This is a genomic window from Brumimicrobium oceani (genome assembly GCF_003143775.1).
In the GTDB taxonomy this organism is placed as follows: Bacteria; Bacteroidota; Bacteroidia; order Flavobacteriales_D; family Crocinitomicaceae; genus Brumimicrobium; species Brumimicrobium oceani.
On sequence record NZ_QFRJ01000001.1, the window covers coordinates 310,654 to 325,785 of the forward strand.

At 35.2% G+C, this 15,132-nt stretch carries 14 protein-coding genes; 5 read left to right on the forward strand and 9 right to left on the reverse strand.

The window, feature by feature from the left end; translation table 11 throughout:
* Positions 1 to 32: 32 nt before the first annotated feature.
* On the reverse strand, positions 33 to 1,283 hold the full coding sequence (locus DIT68_RS01365; RefSeq protein WP_109358014.1) for an HD domain-containing protein: 1,251 nt from the start codon (positions 1,281 to 1,283) through the stop codon (positions 33 to 35).
* A 45-nt stretch (positions 1,284 to 1,328) separates the two neighbouring features.
* Between DIT68_RS01365 and porX the strand changes: the two genes are divergently transcribed.
* From porX to DIT68_RS01385, 4 genes are all read left to right on the forward strand, one after another.
* Positions 1,329 to 2,873, forward strand: a complete 1,545-nt coding sequence (gene porX, locus DIT68_RS01370; RefSeq protein WP_109358015.1) for a T9SS response regulator signal transducer PorX — start codon at positions 1,329 to 1,331, stop codon at positions 2,871 to 2,873.
* 71 nt (positions 2,874 to 2,944) lie between these two features.
* The gene (gene tsaE / locus DIT68_RS01375) at positions 2,945 to 3,361 is read left to right on the forward strand and encodes a tRNA (adenosine(37)-N6)-threonylcarbamoyltransferase complex ATPase subunit type 1 TsaE (protein WP_109358016.1); all 417 of its coding nucleotides are present in this window, start codon (positions 2,945 to 2,947) and stop codon (positions 3,359 to 3,361) included.
* Positions 3,358 to 4,578 carry an alanine dehydrogenase gene (locus DIT68_RS01380; RefSeq protein WP_109358017.1) on the forward strand — a complete coding sequence of 407 codons (1,221 nt, stop codon included), beginning with the start codon at positions 3,358 to 3,360 and terminating at the stop codon, positions 4,576 to 4,578. Before tsaE ends, DIT68_RS01380 begins: the two co-directional genes overlap by 4 nt.
* Before the next feature lie 36 nt (positions 4,579 to 4,614).
* Positions 4,615 to 5,310 carry a hypothetical protein gene (locus DIT68_RS01385; protein WP_109358018.1) on the forward strand — a complete coding sequence of 232 codons (696 nt, stop codon included), beginning with the start codon at positions 4,615 to 4,617 and terminating at the stop codon, positions 5,308 to 5,310.
* Positions 5,311 to 5,367: 57 nt separating this feature from the next.
* Here DIT68_RS01385 and DIT68_RS01390 read toward each other — a convergent pair whose 3' ends face one another.
* The 3 genes from DIT68_RS01390 to DIT68_RS01400 form a co-directional block, all read right to left on the reverse strand.
* On the reverse strand, positions 5,368 to 5,979 hold the full coding sequence (locus DIT68_RS01390; RefSeq protein WP_109358019.1) for a DUF1684 domain-containing protein: 612 nt from the start codon (positions 5,977 to 5,979) through the stop codon (positions 5,368 to 5,370).
* Positions 5,980 to 6,041: 62 nt separating this feature from the next.
* A complete protein-coding gene (locus tag DIT68_RS01395; protein WP_109358020.1) occupies positions 6,042 to 6,707 on the reverse strand; it encodes a YggS family pyridoxal phosphate-dependent enzyme in 666 nt (221 codons plus the stop codon).
* A complete protein-coding gene (locus DIT68_RS01400) occupies positions 6,704 to 7,948 on the reverse strand; it encodes a DUF1015 domain-containing protein (protein ID WP_109358021.1) in 1,245 nt (414 codons plus the stop codon). The genes DIT68_RS01395 and DIT68_RS01400 overlap by 4 nt, the downstream gene beginning before the upstream one ends.
* A 173-nt stretch (positions 7,949 to 8,121) precedes the next feature.
* Between DIT68_RS01400 and rimO the strand changes: the two genes are divergently transcribed.
* Complete coding sequence (gene rimO, locus DIT68_RS01405) at positions 8,122 to 9,435, forward strand: 30S ribosomal protein S12 methylthiotransferase RimO (RefSeq protein WP_109358022.1); 1,314 nt, start codon at positions 8,122 to 8,124, stop codon at positions 9,433 to 9,435.
* A gap of 73 nt (positions 9,436 to 9,508) precedes the next feature.
* Here rimO and DIT68_RS01410 read toward each other — a convergent pair whose 3' ends face one another.
* The 5 genes from DIT68_RS01410 to dinB form a co-directional block, all read right to left on the reverse strand.
* On the reverse strand, positions 9,509 to 9,907 hold the full coding sequence (locus tag DIT68_RS01410) for a hypothetical protein (RefSeq protein ID WP_109358023.1): 399 nt from the start codon (positions 9,905 to 9,907) through the stop codon (positions 9,509 to 9,511).
* The gene (locus DIT68_RS01415; protein WP_109358024.1) at positions 9,904 to 10,242 is read right to left on the reverse strand and encodes a hypothetical protein; all 339 of its coding nucleotides are present in this window, start codon (positions 10,240 to 10,242) and stop codon (positions 9,904 to 9,906) included. Before DIT68_RS01415 ends, DIT68_RS01410 begins: the two co-directional genes overlap by 4 nt.
* 36 nt (positions 10,243 to 10,278) lie before the next feature.
* The gene (locus DIT68_RS01420) at positions 10,279 to 10,542 is read right to left on the reverse strand and encodes a YtxH domain-containing protein (protein ID WP_109358025.1); all 264 of its coding nucleotides are present in this window, start codon (positions 10,540 to 10,542) and stop codon (positions 10,279 to 10,281) included.
* 369 nt (positions 10,543 to 10,911) lie between these two features.
* Complete coding sequence (locus tag DIT68_RS01425; RefSeq protein WP_109358026.1) at positions 10,912 to 13,875, reverse strand: DNA polymerase III subunit alpha; 2,964 nt, start codon at positions 13,873 to 13,875, stop codon at positions 10,912 to 10,914.
* A 4-nt stretch (positions 13,876 to 13,879) separates the two neighbouring features.
* Positions 13,880 to 15,094 carry a DNA polymerase IV gene (dinB, locus tag DIT68_RS01430; protein ID WP_109358027.1) on the reverse strand — a complete coding sequence of 405 codons (1,215 nt, stop codon included), beginning with the start codon at positions 15,092 to 15,094 and terminating at the stop codon, positions 13,880 to 13,882.
* Positions 15,095 to 15,132 lie beyond the last annotated feature (38 nt).

Genomic DNA, 15,132 nt, shown 5'->3' on the forward strand with positions numbered 1-15,132 from the left:
TTTAATGGTGGAATTTGACCAGTATTTTATTTCTAAATTGTTTTGTGAGAAGGGTAGCATAAAAAATACTTTTCTACCGGTTCTGAGAGCGCATGAATGTTTAGGTTATCCGCTGCCTGACTTACATCTTTAACGCTTCCATCTTTCATTAGAAGATTAATATTCTCCTTTTGTTCGTTGTAGGCATTGTTTCTTAAAATATCAGTATGTATAAAATAGTTCGTGTCCTCTTGATCAAGACCAAAGGTATTCTTCACTTGCTCCTTTTCATATTGAATTCTATCCTCTGTAAAAGGAGTTGTTGAAATCTCAATTTTAAATAGCTTTCGGTTAATGAGCTGCTTGGCTAACAGGGCAATTACTCTATCCTCATTAAGCTGCCATACTTTTACAGCTCCCATGATATCGAAATCATCTAACAAAGCAAACTGATTCAATAGATTTTTATCTGAGTGAAAGTCGGATAATTCTATATCTCTTTCTAGAAATAGTTTAAAGGCAGGGCTTGCAAATAGCTCTTTTCCAAATTGTACTAGTTGCTTGGCCCGACGCAACAAGTGTGTTAACATAACTTCTGAAGAAACTACGGTTTTGTGCATGTAAACTTGCCAATACATTAATCGGCGAGCAACCAAAAACTTCTCTATTGAATAAACTCCCTTTTGTTCTACAACCAATTGATTATTTACAACATCTAACATCGCGATTATTCTATCACTCCCAATTACTCCTTCGGACACACCAGTATAAAAACTGTCTCGATTAAGATAATCCATTCTATCCATATCTAATTGGCTAGAAACTAGTTGGTGAAGAAATGATTTATGATATTTGTCCTCAAATATTTCTATGGCTAAGTCAAGTTTACCATCAAACTCTTTGGTTAATCTTTGCATGAACAATAGAGAAATCTCTTCATGACTTACACTTTTTACAATATCTCGTTCTAGGGTGTGGCTGAAAGGGCCATGTCCAATATCGTGCAATAGAATAGCTATAAGTACTGCAGTTTCTTCTTCTTCTGAAACATCCACACCTTTATAACGCAAGGCATGTATCGCCTTAGTCATTAGGTGTGTAGCACCTAGTGCATGATGAAAGCGGGTGTGAAGCGCCCCAGGATAGACCAAGTGAGACATTCCTAATTGCTTAATTCTTCTTAACCTTTGATAAAAAGGATGTTCTATTAAATCGAAAATTATATCCTTAGGAAGGGAAATAAAACCGTACACAGGGTCGTTTATAATTTTCTTCTTGTTATTTATGTTGAGGTTTGGACGCAAATCTTTACTTTTATAATATCATGTAAATTTAAAAATAATCAGACAATGCAAGTGAAAATTCTTTGGGCAGATGACGAAATCGACTTATTAAAACCACATATTATTTTTTTAACACAGAAAGGGTATGAGGTGGAAGCCGTTCATAGCGGGGGTGAAGCAATAGAAAAATGCGAGGAAACAGCATACGATATCGTTTTTCTAGATGAAAATATGCCTGGAATTTCAGGATTAGACGCTTTAGCGAGAATTAAAGAGCTTAGACCTTTGGTTCCTGTAGTGATGATCACGAAAAGTGAGGAGGAAAGCATTATGGAAGAGGCAATAGGAGGCAAGATTGCTGATTATTTGATTAAACCTGTAAACCCCAATCAAATTTTATTGAGTTTAAAGAGAAATCTTGATCAAAGTAAATTAGTTTCAGAAAAGTTGAATACCAACTATCAAAGAGAGTTTAGGCAGATTGGAATGGATTTAGGCGACCGAATGGATGCCGAAGAATGGAGTGCAATGTACAAGAAGTTGGTGAATTGGGATTTGGAATTTTCAAAAATGGAAGACCAAGGAATGCAGGAGGTTTTCGATATGCAGCTGAAAGAAGCCAATTCTTCATTTTCGAGGTTCATCGAGGAGAATTATCTGGATTGGTTAAATGGAGTAGAACAAGGACCGCAAATGCTACACACTTTGTTTAAGGACAGAGTGGCACCACATTTAAAAGAGCCAGTCTATTTATTAGTAGTGGATAATTTACGCTATGATCAATACCAAGTTTTACGTCCTGCATTAAGTAAGTATTTTTCTTTTGAGAAAGAGGATATTGTTTATTCTATTTTACCCACAGCTACCCAGTATGCTAGAAATGCATTTTTTGCTGGTTTAATGCCTGGAGAAATCAAAAAGAAACATCCAGATTTATGGGTTGGGGAAGATGAAGAAGGAAGTAAGAATGGAAACGAAGAGGAGTTATTAACTAAGCAATTACAACGACTTGGAAGTGATGTTAAACTGGGGTACAGGAAGATAACTAACCTTGAAGCAGGTAAAAAACTTTATGAAAACTTTAATCAATTAAAAAATAATGATCTTAATGTGATTGTTTACAATTTTGTTGATATGCTTTCACATGCCAGAACGGATATGAAAGTTATTCGGGAGTTGGCTGATGATGAAGCTGCATATCGTTCGTTGACATCGAGTTGGTTTGATCATTCGCCATTACAAGATATAATGAAAGAAATTGCGAAAACGGGAGCAAAAGTTATTTTAACTACAGACCACGGAACAATTAAGGTGAATAACGCGGTTAAAATAGTAGGTCCAAGAGAAACGAATACCAATTTGCGTTACAAAATTGGGAAGAATTTAAATTACAAGGAAAAGGAGGTTTTTGAGGTTAAAGATCCAGACGAGGCCTATTTGCCTAAAGACAATATTTCTGATACCTATGTCTTTAGCAGAAACAACGATTTCTTTGTTTATCCCAATAATTATAATCACTATTCTAAGTATTATAACGATACTTTTCAGCACGGTGGAATTTCTTTAGAGGAGATTTTAATCCCTTTTGTTGAAATGAGGGGTAAAAAATAGGAATTACAATTGAAATGCGAAGGGACAAATTTAGTACCTTCGTATTCTTTTTTTATAAAATACCTCCGTTTATGAAGTTTTATGCCAGAACCGAAGAAGATTTAATAAATATAAGCACTGAGTTTCTAGAATTAACAAAGGAACATAAGTGCTTTGCTTTTAAAGGGAGTATGGGGGTCGGAAAAACCACTTTTATTTCATATCTTGCTAAAGCAATGGGGATTGTAGATCAAGTAAGTTCTCCTACTTATGGCTATGTTAACGAGTATAATAGTCCTTTTTATGGCTCAGTTTATCATTTTGATTTATATCGAATTGAGGATGAAAATGAAGCCTACGATATAGGAATTGAAGAGTATATTTATGGAGATAGCATCGTTCTGATTGAATGGGCGGAAAATATTTTGAACCTTTTACCCGAAGATTGCGTATGGGTTAATATGACGAAAAATGATCGTGAAGGTCGAGTGATTGAAGTAGAGATATGAAAACAGATCCAGAAATTTTAAAGAGCTTATTGAAAGAAGGTAGATTGCTTCCTCAAGAAGAAATGTTGGAAATTGCTCGCAAAAAAGGCAGTTTAAAAATCGGAATACCCCGAGAAGATTCATTTCAAGAACGGAGAGTAGCCTTAGTTCCGGAGGCTGTTTCCTTATTGGTGGCCAACGGTCATGATATTAAGATTGAAACAAAAGCAGGAGAAAATGCTAATTTTTCTGATCGTGCATACTCCGAGGCTGGCGCTGAAATAGTTTATGACAGAAACGAGGTATTTCAATGTGATATTGTATTTAAAGTTTCACCTCCTATTGAGGAAGAAGTGGAAATGATGGGTATGGGACAAACCTTGATTTCCGCTCTTCAAATTAGCATGCAGCCAAAACAGATTTTGCAGAAAATGATGCAAAAGAAAATTACGGCCATTGCTTGGGATTATATGAGAGACGATGAAGGTCATTTTCCTGTTGTAAGTGCCATGGGTGAAATTGCTGGGAATACTTCAATTCATATCGCTGCCGAACTACTTAACGCTTTTAAAAATGGAAAAGGTGTTATGCTAGGGGGCATCGCTGGAGTTCAGCCAACTGAGGTAGTTATTTTAGGCGCAGGTACAGTGGGGGAATTTGCTGCTCGCTCTGCAATGGGACTAGGTTGCTCTGTTAAGGTTTTTGATAATTCCTTAGGGAAATTAAGAAGACTTCAGTCATCTGTTGGCCAAAGAATTTACACTTCTATAATTCAACCAAAAGTATTGAGTAAGGCCTTGATGAGGGCTGATGTAGTTATTGGTGCGGTGAGGTCTCCTTTTGGTAAAACTCCTTGTATCGTTTCTGAAGAAATGGTTGGAAATATGAAAACTGGGTCTGTAATTATAGATGTAAGTATTGATCAAGGAGGTTGTTTTGAAACTTCAGAATTAACAAATCATGAATCTCCAACATTTGATAAATATGGCGTGACTCATTATTGTGTACCTAATATTGCCTCACGCGTTTCACGAACTGCATCTTTCGCTATCTCAAATATTTTTGCTCCTGTATTAATTAAAATGGGTGAAAAAGGAGGCGATAAAGAATTGATAAAGAGAGATCACGGTTTTAGAAGTGGTGTATATATGTACAAGGGGACTTTAACTAGCGAGGTCTTGGGTAAAATCTTTGATCTTAATTACAAAGAAATCGAGCTTTTATTAATGGGAATGTAAGTATCCTCCTATTTTTGCACTTTAAAAGATTTTATTATGCAAGGGATTTGGAAAAGGCTTAGGTATTATTTGATAGGATTCCTTATTGGAACAATATTCGTTAGTATTTTATTTAAGGATAGAGGTTGTTCATGGACACCTACCAACAGGGTGAAAAATTCAATTCAGGACAAAATAATTGTCTTTCCAGAAAATCAAATTCAGTCTTTGAATCAATTGGGTTTGAATAAAGACAATATTTACAGATTTTTGGTGAATGCTGATGTTGATTTCTCCAATAGTTTAAAAGATAAATTTCCAAAGGTTTATATTGTTGAAAACAATGATTCTATTCATCAACGTTTACAGTTTTCATTATATGAAGATAGCTATATAACCGTAGTTCACCCATTGAAAAAGGAAGAGAAGCCAAAAAGGTACGAGCATTTGGAAGGTTGGGGTGAAATGATACGGTTGCCAAAAGATTCATCTCTTGTTTTTATCGATAAATCAAATTACACGCAATGTAAAGCTAGGGGATTGGCGACCAAAGATCAGCAAGAAATTACGAATGCGATGAAAGCGACTGGAAGAGTTGATTTTTCTAAAAGCGATTTAATGCTTACAAAAGCTGTTCAACAAATTCAGTTTATTCAAAATGACACTTTGGAAGTAAACGCCAAAACAATTTGGTTCGAATCTAGAATTACATTTAAAGATTTTGATTGGGACTATAAATTGGAATGTGAATAAAAATTATCCCGTTTGGCATGGCCAAATATCCCGTAGGCTTGCCCAATTTGGGCATGCCTACGGGATATTTTTATCAGGATTCATAATCCCTGCATTAATTTTTACATCAACATGATTTTCTTTCGGTGTAATAGGACATGAATATCTATATGAATAGACACAGTATGGATTATAAGCTTTGTTGAAATCAACGATTACAACCTTGTCTTTAATAGACATTTCCAAATCCAAATATCTCCCTCCTCCGTAAGTCAAGTTTGGCGCATTTTTATCGACGAAAGGAACGAATACATAGTTTTTATATTCTGAACCTTTCAAACCTAGATTTTTGTATACCGCTAATTTGAATTTCTCAGTATTGTGTGCAAAATGAAGATAACCAATGCGTTTATATCTTGGTGTTCGGCTTGTTGTTGTTGGCATGTTGAATGATCTGCCCTTGTCCTTTGTAAATTGTGCTGTAATAACCCAGGAGGAATCGATAGGAAAATGATTGAGTGATTGAATAGCTTCTCTTTCTTCGGCGTTTAGCACTGAATCTGTTTGCAATAACTTTTGTTCAAATTGTAATCTGTCTTTTTCAATAGCTTTGTAATAATCACTCTGAGCAAAAGTAGAGATTGTCAAGGGTAGAAACAGGAGTATAAATAAGACTTTCAATTTTGACATAGGTATTTGAATGTTTAACAAGTAACGATGTTCTATTTTCGTAAGATTTAAGAACAGCGCTTTTATTTATTTCTCGCACCAAAAATAGTGCTTCCAATACGCACCATGTTGCTTCCTTCTCCAATAGCTATTTCATAATCTCCACTCATTCCCATGGAAATTACAGAGAAACTATCATTAAATTTAAAGTAGTGACTTCTGAAAACTTCGAAATAATTATTGAGTGTTCTGAACTCATCCTGCACGGTTTCTTTGTTATCCGTAAATGTAGCCATTCCCATAACACCTCGAACATTAATATTTTCTAGCTCTACAAATTCTCGATCTTCAAACATTTCTTTAGCCTCATCAAATGTGAAACCTGATTTAGAGTCCTCCTGAGCAATATGAAACTGAATTAGAACATCAATAATACGCCCTTCACTTTTGGCACGTTTATTAATTTCTTTGAGCAATTTAAAAGTATCAACACCGTGAATTAAGGATACGAAAGGCGCTATATATTTTACTTTTTTGGTTTGTAAATTTCCAATCATATGCCATTCAATATCCTTTGGCAATGATTCATATTTATCCACCAACTCTTGCACACGGTTTTCTCCAAATATGCGTTGTCCGCTTTTGTAGGCCTCTAGTATATCTTCGTTTGGTTTTGTTTTTGATACAGCAACTAAGGTAACTTCTGATGGTAGATTAGCCTTTATTTTTGATAAGTTTTCTGAAATCATTCGTCTATTTTATAAATTGTTAATCCACTGCGCATTTTTGGCTCAATGTAGGTAGACTTTGGCGGCATAATGGCGTTTTCATCGGCAACTGCTTTTAGTTGTTCCATGGTTACAGGATAGAGCAGAAAACCTACCTGATTAACACCAGAATTTACAGAATGTTCTATGGCTAAGATTCCGTCTTCACCACTTTGAAAAGATATATTTTCATCCGTTGTTAAGTCATGTATTCCAAGTACAGGGGAGAGGATGTATCTCGTTAGTATTTCAGCGTCTATACTACTTACAGCATCTAATTTACTGTGTTTGTCAACTCTTAATCTCAGTCTAAACCAAGTTCTGTCAATAAACATGTGAATGTCATGCAATTGTTCTGGAGGTTTTGGTCTTTTAAGCTCTTCAACTTCGAAGTGCGTTTCCACCAGATCCAAAAGGCTACTTTTTGAATGTCCGTTCAAGGTATTGCACAAACGGTTAAAAGGCATTATATTTAAACGTTCTTCATCGATAAAAAAGCTCAGGAAAGAAGTGTAATTTTTATCGGCATGATAATCTCCCTTTGCTGCAATTAAATCATGTAATCTAACAGATGATGCAGATCTGTGATGTCCATCGGCAATATAACAAGTTTCTATTTTATCATAGGCTTCCTGAATTTGCAATAGTTCCTCTGCTGTTGTTATCCATAATTCATGGGTGGATTCATCCGTTGTAGCAAATTCATATTCAGGACGTTTTTTAGTGATTTCTGCCAGTACTAAATCTAGTTCTTCGCTCTTCTTGTGACTTAACAAAACGGGTTCTGCATTAAAACCTACGATATCTAAATAATTCGTAAACATGGCCTCGCGTGAAGCAAGAGTAGCCTCATGTTTCTTGATCTTATTTTCTTTGTATTCTTGAACACTAGCCCCACCAATTACGCCTAAATAGGAGTGGTTGGGTGTGGATTGCCGGTATACATATAAGGCTTTCTCTTCATCTTGTTTCAATATTCCTCTTGCGGAAAATTCTTCATACTTGTCTTTGACCTTTAAAAAACGCTCTGGCGTGTTGGGTAAAGTTCTGGTATTATCGTTTTCAAAAAATTCGGGATGAATAATATGAATAAAAGAGAATGGATTAGATTCTAATTTGGCTTCTAGAATCGAATGTTTATAGGTTGATACTGCTCGAGAAGCCACTAAGTGAGCTTTACTTCGAACTGGGCGTATGGCTTTAAAAGCTTTAATTTTGGTCATAGTTTAAACATTTCAGATTTGCTTAAGTCTGCAAGATGAACAAAGATAAAAATTTGTTTGAATCACTGTCGAATTATCCCCTGTTCTAAATTTTTTTAATCAAATCCTGTGCACTGCCCATTCTTTTTATGAGTGAGTGCTTGTAAATCTTTTTTAAGCTGTAACTTTGCAGCATGAAGACAAAAACGCTGAAGAAAAACAAAGTGAACGTTGTCACTTTAGGGTGTTCAAAGAATATATATGACTCAGAAGTGTTAATGGCACAGTTGAAAGCTAATAAATTCGAGGTAGAACATGAAGCAAAACAAGATGATTCTGAAATTGTAATCATCAATACATGTGGATTTATAGATAATGCAAAGCAAGAATCTATTGATACTATTTTACGCTATGCACAAGCAAAAAAGGAAGGGCAAGTTGATAAGGTTTACGTAACAGGATGCTTGTCTCAGAGATATAAAGAAGATTTGGAGCAAGAAATTCCAGAGGTAGACGCTTATTTTGGTACACGTGAATTGCCACGTATGTTGAAAACATTAAAAGCGGATTACAAACATGAATTGGTTGGAGAGCGACTGCTAACAACACCTTCTCATTATGCATATTTTAAAATTGCAGAGGGATGTGATCGACCTTGTTCTTTCTGTGCTATTCCGATTATGCGTGGTGGACACAAGTCTACACCTATTGAAGATTTAGTGAAGCAAGCAGAAGGCTTAGCAGTAAAAGGGGTTAAAGAATTGATGTTGATTGCTCAAGATTTAACATATTATGGATTAGATTTATATAAGAAACGCGCTTTAGCAGAATTGGTAGACCGTTTAGCTGATGTGGAAGGAATAGAATGGATTAAATTGCATTATGCATTCCCAACAGGTTTCCCAATGGATGTGTTAGATGTAATGAAAAATAGAAGTAACGTATGCAATTACTTGGATATGCCATTGCAACATGGTTCAACAAGAATGTTGAAAGCCATGAGAAGGGGAACAACGCGTCAAAAAACAGAGCAGCTAATCGCTGATATTCGAGACAGAGTTCCTGGTATAGCAATAAGAACTACTTTGATTGCTGGGTACCCTGGTGAAACAGAGGCAGATTTTCAAGAAATGTATGATTGGGTTGAGAAATCAAGGTTTGAACGTTTAGGTATCTTTACTTATTCGCATGAGGAGAACACTCACGCTCACAATTTTGAAGACGATGTGCCTGCAGCTTTGAAGCGTGAACGTGCTGATGCGATTATGGAACTACAATCTGGAATTAGCTATGATTTAAATCAAAAGCACATTGGTCAAGTAAGAAAAGTTCTATTTGATAGGGCGGAAGGCGAGTATTTTATAGGGAGAACAGAATTTGACTCTCCAGAGGTAGATAATGAGGTTTTGATTAAAGCAAAAGATAACTATGTTAGAATTGGCGATTTTTCACCGATTTTAATTACTGCAGCAGATCATTATGATTTATATGGTAAGTTAGCAGACTAGTTTTAAAGGTTATTATATACAAACAAAAAAGGCGCAATTAAATTGCGCCTTTTTTGTTTGAAGAAGTATTAGTCTACTTCTTCAATTTTTCTATGTTTTGATCTATAAAATCAGAAACAGCATCAGTTATTACTACCTTGTTGCCAATGTATAATTGGTCAGCGTAACTTTTAACAATAAGTTTCCAATCCATACCCTCTTTTATTTCGTCTTTGTTTGTAAGTAATTTTTCTGACACTTGATTGTATAAAAAATCTAATGATAAACTCACGAGATACTTTTTTAGTTCAAAATCGCCCGAAAATCCTTGATCAACTTCTTTCTCTACTTTTTTCTCCAAGAAACTAAATAGATTACTCGGTTTTAAGTAAGATTTTATGTTGGTATCAAGAGATGCTTTGGCCAGAAGAACTTCCGCTTCAATGCGCTGTTCTTCTAAAAGTAAATCCTCGTAGGTTTGAATTGTTTTCATAGTTTCTTTGTCATTATACGTGTGAAAATGTTTAATAAATAATGAAGGGTATGTTTGTTAAAAATACGCATCAAGAGAATAGCCAGAAAAGGGATGGCTCCCACAATTAAGAAGCCTAATGCATAACTTTCTAGTACACCACCTAAGTAGATTGCTAAAGCGAAACCAAAGAATGCTAATCCCATCATCATTAAAATGATTTTAAGAAATCCGTAAGTAGCGTTTGCTAAAACAGCTGTAACTTTTTTGATTCCTCTGACCTTAATTAGGGCCCAACTAGATTCTAATAACTTTTTGGCTTCTTGCAATCCTTCTTCAGTGGTTTTATTTCCCATGATTTTCTTTAGTAGTTAATAATTCTGATATGTAGTTTATGATTTCAACTGTGCTTTTTTTAAAAGCTCATCACTTTTTTCAACTACTGCATCTTTAGCAGTGTTTAATGCTTCTTTGGTTGCATCTGTTGCTTCACCAAATTTTTGTGCTATTGCATCACGGGTTTCTTTTCCACTAGCTGGTGCTAATAATAATGATACTCCTGCTCCTACAACTGCTCCTGCTAATGCTGCTACGATTATTTTTGATTTTTCGTCCATAATAATTTTTGTTTTTTTATTTGTTAATATCTGTTTCAATAAAGGTAGGGATTTACTAAAGTTATTCAAAGTTTGAAATCATAAAAAAAATTAAAATGGCGATTGTGTTTCCAATTGAGAACCAGTTGTTAAAAAGCCTTAATTTTAGTCTTGATTTAAGATCTCTTAATTTTCGATGCAGTATAGATTGATGTTTAATTTAAATGTTTATCGGGAACTTTTCCCCTCTCACTTGAAATATGAACCTAGCTTAATGTCATCCTGAAGCGAATTTCTTTTTTCAACTGGTTGGAAATAGAAATTTGCAAAGGATCTTGTCAGTTCACCGCTGAATCACATTATGCTAGGGTTAGATATATTTACTGGTAAAGTATCGGATAGGCATTTTAATTTATTTATGAACAGCTTTTATTTTGTCAATCTCGGATCACCTGCAACACTTAGTTTTTTAGATTGAATCACTTTCATACTGCAAAAACCAAATCGCTCTGTAATTTCTCCATAACAACCATAAATTCCCATCCCCGTGATTGGATATTGATGAACAACATCCGTAAAATGAACTGCATCAAAGTAATTGCCTTCCTTGTCAATGAAAGTACTCAAGCGCATTAATTTCCCCTGAGATGTTTTGTTGAAACGGGTATTTACTAATTTCCCATATAAAAGCACTTTTTTATTGACATATTGATTCATTTCCTTGGCTTTTATATGGGGTTTAAATTCTTCGGTTGTCAAAGAAAAGTAATCATGAATGGTAAAATCTAGCAACTCCATTTCATCATAAACATCCTCTAACCAGTGAGAATTCAATTGGGGAATTATAAAGTCTTGATTCTGCGCACGAAATAGTTGTTTCTGTTCCTGAACTTGTCGTTGTTTTGTTGCGTTTAGTCTAAAAGTAGCTTTCCAGAGCAGTTCTGTTTTTGGTGTTGAAACAAAACGAAAGGCATTAATGCGAATTAAAATGGTGATTTGCTCTATTGATATACTGACGCGGTCCATAAAATCATCTAAAGACTTGAATTTTCCATAAACTTGTCTTTCATTTAAAATCCGTTGAATAACCAGTTGCTCTAAGCTCTTTAAATAGCCAAAGCCCAAGTAAATGGTTTTGCCGATTACTCTATTTACATGTTCACTGTTATTAATGCAAGGCAATTCGATTTTTGCACCACGCATTTTAGCTTCGTGAATATAATGTTCAACAGAATAAAATCCGCCGCCATTGTTTAGCACGGCTACCATAAATTCGATAGGATAATAACATTTTAAGAATAAACTTTGGTAGCTTTCTACTGCATAAGATGCCGAGTGACCTTTAGCAAACGCATAACCTGCAAAGCTTTTGATCTGGTTCCAAATTTCGAAAATCAACTTATCGTCATGGCCTTTTTTTCTGCTGTTGGCAATGAATTTGTCTTCCACAGCTTTAAATTCCGCAGCAGAACGTGATTTTCCGCTCATTCCTCTCCTCAGCACATCTGCTTCACCTAGAGTGAGATCTGCAAACTTATTCGCTACTTTCATCACGTCTTCTTGATATACCATCACACCATAAGTTTCTGGCATAATTTCCAGTAAAATGGGATGGGCTTCTTTTCTTTTTTCAGGGAATCTGTGCCTTTTGATAAATTCATCTTTCATTCCTGAACCAGAAACACCAGGTCTAACAATAGAACTCGCAGCGACTAAACCAATGTAATCTTCCGTTTGTAGTTTCTGCATTAGTCCACGCATGGCAGGAGATTCTACATAATAAGCTCCAATTGCTCCGCCTGTTTTTAAAAGATTATTGATGTTTTCATCCTTTTTAAAACGCTCAACGTCTGTGATGTCAATTGCTGGAGCATTCGGGTTATTTTTTTTAATTATTGCTAAAGCGTCTTTAATCTTCGCTAAACCACGCTGACCCAAAATGTCAAATTTGAAAATACCGACATCATCAGCAATATTCATGTCGAATTGAACCGTCGGAAAACCCTTAGGAGGAAGACTTGTGGCGGAATAGTAATGAACTGGTTTGTCTAAAATTAAAACTCCGGCAGAATGTACACTCACATAATTGGGGAAACCTTCAATTAACTTTCCGTATCTTAAAACAAGTTTAGAAATATCATCAAGTTCACCTTTTTTAGTGCCTTTACTCAGTTTATCGATTTCTTCTTTGGGTAGTCCAAATACTTTTCCCAATTCCCTCACAACCGCTCTGTATTTAAAAGTAACGTAAGTCGCCATTAGCGCTACATTGTCGAAACGATCAAAAATATATTGCGTAACGGTATTTCTATCCTTCCACGAAAAATCAATATCAAAATCGGGTGGGGAAGCCCTAAAAGGATTGATGAATCTTTCGAAATATAAATCCAATTCTACGGGGTCTACATCTGTGATTCCAATAATATAAGCTACGATACTGTTTGCGCCACTTCCTCTTCCCACATGGAAGAAGTTGTTCCTTTTTGCATATTGAATGATGTCGTAATTGATTAAGAAAAAGGAAACGAATTTTAATTCGATAATGACTTTCAATTCTTTTTGAAGTCTATCCAATACTTTTTGGCTCGGGTTTTTATAACGTTCGTGAATTTTTTCATCACACAAATCCAACAGCATTTTGCAATCTTCTTCAAAACTGTTTAGGTATAAGTTTTGATTTTGATTTTCACGTTCATCATCAAAGCCAAAATAGACATTACACGCCTTGAGTAATTTCTCAGTATTTGAAATGATAAAAGGAAACTCTTTGAAATACGCTTTCAGTTCAGATTTAGAATGCATTTTATCGCTTTGCAAACATTCTTCGGAAGTGGGGAGTTTACTCAATAAAGTATTGTTGTCAATTGCTCTAAGTAATCGGTGTGCATTGAAATCCTTTTTATCTCTAATGGTAACTTGCTGCTGAATGACTAGCTTATCTTCAAATTTTCTCACGTAGGAAAACCGGAGTTTATTTATTTCAGCAATAGAAACACCGATAAATTCATGTTCTGAAAATGTGTTGAGATTGAGTTCTAGAACTTTCTCAAAGGGATAGATAATAAAAACATCTTCTAGTTTTTTTGGTTTTTCAGGAATAGCTGTTTTAGATTCTAAAAAAGAGGACAAATAACGATTGATGTTTTCAAAACCAGTATTGCTTTTTGAAAGTGCCACAAATTGCTGCTTATTCCCATTTCTAAAATCGACACCAATTACTGGTTTTATATTCAGTTTTTTTGCTTCCTGTATAAAATTCATACAAGCAGAAGTATTGTTGATGTCGGTTAGCGCAATTGAATTCATACCATTATCGATTGCCAAATGCAGCAATTCGATTTCGGAGAAAGTTCCGTAACGCAAAGAATAATATGTGTGACAATTAATGTACATGTTTTTAATGTCTCCTGTGTGCTAAAACCAAAGGCGGTTCACCATTAAATGGATTTTTAAATCTCCCGATGGTTTTTGCGCCCATGGAAGATGCTCTCATAATACTTAATTCACCATATTTATCACGAACGGCATCCATGGCATTGTAGAGTTTGAGCATCTGTTCGGTATCATCAAAAAGATTGATTTGATAATTTCCACTTACAATGTCGGAAACCTTTACACCGACCAATCGAATGAGTAATCTTCTTTGATATAATTGCTTGAACAACTCTAAAACCTTAGGAATAATAATATGGTCGGCACTTGTGTATGGAATCTTTATTTGCTTGTTGTAAGTATTAAAATCGGAATATCTAATTTTCACACTAATTGTTCCTGCTAGTTTATTCCCTTTTCTTAATTGATAAGCTAAATTCTCTGCCATTGCGAAAATGGTTGTTTTTAGTTTTACCATATCAATGGTGTCTTTATTGTAAGTTCTTTCGGTAGATAAGGATTTGCGTTCATGGAAAGCAACAATAGGTTGATGGTCGATTCCATTTGCGCGCTTCCAAATTGTTTTTCCATTTTTACCTAAAACACTAATCAGCATTTCGACAGGCATTTCTTGAACAACTTTTACTTTATCTACACCAAGATTTCTTAAAATAGTGTAGGTTTTTGTTCCCACTGAAGGTATTTTTTTAATAGACAAAGGTGCCAGGAAGTCTTTTTCAAATCCTGCATTGATGAGTAATTGGTTGTTTGGTTTTGCTTCGCCAGTGGCTACTTTAGAAACAATTTTGTTTTGTGACATTCCAAATGAAATCGGTAATCCACTTTCTTTGATAATGCGCTGACGTAATTCAGAAGCGTATTTGTAACTCCCAAAAAAAGCGTCCATTCCAGAAAGGTCTGCATAGAATTCATCAATACTGGCTTTTTCAAAAAGAGGAACACTTTCCTTAATGATATCTGTAACGATATTGGAGTATTTGGAATAAGTACCTGTATTTCCTCGAATGATAATTGCTTCTGGACACAATCTTCTCGCAATCTTCATGGACATACCTGAATGTACACCAAATCTTCTTGTTTCATAACTACAAGCTGCCACAACACCTCTGTCTCCAGTACCACCAACCAATAGCGGTTTTTTTTGTAATTTACTATCAATCAGTCGTTCGCAGGAAACGAAGAAGGTGTCTAAATCGAGATGTAAAATATTCTTGCTCATAGTGCAAAATTAGCTACAAATCCGTACATTTGTTGCTC

What these genes read in the sequence shown, in the direction of transcription:
- porX (WP_109358015.1), top strand. Translation starts at nt 1,329, where the DNA reads ATGCAAGTGAAAATTCTTTGGGCAGATGACGAAATCGACTTATTAAAA.
- tsaE (WP_109358016.1), top strand. Translation starts at nt 2,945, where the DNA reads ATGAAGTTTTATGCCAGAACCGAAGAAGATTTAATAAATATAAGCACT.
- DIT68_RS01380 (WP_109358017.1), top strand. Translation starts at nt 3,358, where the DNA reads ATGAAAACAGATCCAGAAATTTTAAAGAGCTTATTGAAAGAAGGTAGA.
- DIT68_RS01385 (WP_109358018.1), top strand. Translation starts at nt 4,615, where the DNA reads ATGCAAGGGATTTGGAAAAGGCTTAGGTATTATTTGATAGGATTCCTT.
- DIT68_RS01390 (WP_109358019.1), bottom strand. Translation starts at nt 5,979, where the DNA reads ATGTCAAAATTGAAAGTCTTATTTATACTCCTGTTTCTACCCTTGACA.
- DIT68_RS01395 (WP_109358020.1), bottom strand. Translation starts at nt 6,707, where the DNA reads ATGATTTCAGAAAACTTATCAAAAATAAAGGCTAATCTACCATCAGAA.
- DIT68_RS01400 (WP_109358021.1), bottom strand. Translation starts at nt 7,948, where the DNA reads ATGACCAAAATTAAAGCTTTTAAAGCCATACGCCCAGTTCGAAGTAAA.
- rimO (WP_109358022.1), top strand. Translation starts at nt 8,122, where the DNA reads ATGAAGACAAAAACGCTGAAGAAAAACAAAGTGAACGTTGTCACTTTA.
- DIT68_RS01410 (WP_109358023.1), bottom strand. Translation starts at nt 9,907, where the DNA reads ATGAAAACAATTCAAACCTACGAGGATTTACTTTTAGAAGAACAGCGC.
- DIT68_RS01415 (WP_109358024.1), bottom strand. Translation starts at nt 10,242, where the DNA reads ATGGGAAATAAAACCACTGAAGAAGGATTGCAAGAAGCCAAAAAGTTA.
- DIT68_RS01425 (WP_109358026.1), bottom strand. Translation starts at nt 13,875, where the DNA reads ATGTACATTAATTGTCACACATATTATTCTTTGCGTTACGGAACTTTC.
- dinB (WP_109358027.1), bottom strand. Translation starts at nt 15,094, where the DNA reads ATGAGCAAGAATATTTTACATCTCGATTTAGACACCTTCTTCGTTTCC.